Source organism: Mesorhizobium sp. M7A.F.Ca.MR.362.00.0.0 (assembly GCF_004023175.1).
Taxonomy (GTDB): Bacteria; Pseudomonadota; Alphaproteobacteria; order Rhizobiales; family Rhizobiaceae; genus Mesorhizobium.
Window position 1 is genome coordinate 1 of record NZ_RZTF01000101.1, and the last position, 1,200, is coordinate 1,200.

Here is a 1,200-nt window from a genome sequence, read left to right on the forward strand (position 1 = left end):
TTCCCACTTCCGGCGATCTGGTCGCCGTCACGGGTGAGGTAATAGGCGGCAAGGATCGGCAGCAGCGTCACCAGCATGACGACCATGGCGACGACATTGGTGACCGGGCGCTGGCGCGGGCGGATCAGCTCTTCCAGCATCCAGATCGGCAGCGTCTGCTGCTGTCCGGCGGTGAAGGTGGTGACGATGACCTCGTCGAAGGACAGCGCGAAGGCCAGCATGCCGCCGGCAAGCAGTGCCGTGGCGATGTTGGGCAGCACGACATGGCGAAAAGTCTGAAAACCGTCGGCGCCGAGATCCATCGACGCCTCGATCATCGATCCGGAGGTGCGGCGAAAGCGGGCGACGGCATTGTTGTAGACGACGACGACGCAGAAGGTGGCGTGGCCGAGCACGATCGTCCAGAACGAGAACGGGATATCGGCGAGCGAAAAGGCCGAGCGCAGCGCGATGCCGGTGATGATGCCGGGCAGGGCGATCGGCAGGATGACCAGCAGCGAGATGGTTTCGCAGCCGAAGAATTTTGTCCGCGACACCGCCGCCGAACAGAGCGTTCCGAGGACCAAAGCAATCGCAGTCGAGATCGAGGCAACCCTGACCGATAGCGACAGCGCCTGCCAGACATCCGGCCGGTTCCAGGTCACGGCGAACCATTGCGTCGTCAGCCCTGGCGGCGGCCAGACGAAGCTCTTCTCCTCGGTGGTGAAGGCGTAGACGAAGATCAGCAGGATCGGTAGATGCAGGAACAGCAGGCCGCAGGCGGCGGCTATCTTCAGGCCGAGCGGAGCCGACTGGGAACCATCAGAGCGCATCGAAGGCCCCCATGCGCTTGGCGCCCCAGAGGTAGAAGCCCATGATGACGATCGGCACCACGGTGAAGGCGGCGGCGAGCGGGATGTTGCCGGCGGTGCCTTGCTGCGAATAGACGGCCTGGCCGATGAACAGGCGCGAGGTGCCGATGATCTGCGGGATGATGTAGTCGCCGAGCGTCAGCGAGAAGGTGAAGATCGAACCGGCGACAATGCCCGGCAGGGCCAGCGGGAACAGCACGTTGCGGAAGGTCTGTCCCGGCGAAGCCCCCAAATCGGACGAGGCCTCGACAAGATTGCCGGGCACGCGCTCGAGCGCCGCCTGTACCGGCAGGATCATGAACGGCAGCCAGACATAGACGAAGACGATGAAGGTGCCGGTGAACGATAC

General features: G+C 64.0%; 2 protein-coding genes. Both read right to left on the minus strand.

Going from position 1 to position 1,200, the window contains the following annotated elements:
* The coding region (locus tag EOC06_RS15075; RefSeq protein WP_164898591.1) for an ABC transporter permease at window positions 1-812 on the minus strand (812 nt) is incomplete at its 3' end.
* Window positions 802-1,200, minus strand: a 399-nt coding sequence (locus EOC06_RS42580) for an ABC transporter permease (RefSeq protein WP_245469617.1), incomplete at its 5' end; no start/stop codon positions are given. The genes EOC06_RS15075 and EOC06_RS42580, both read right to left, overlap by 11 nt.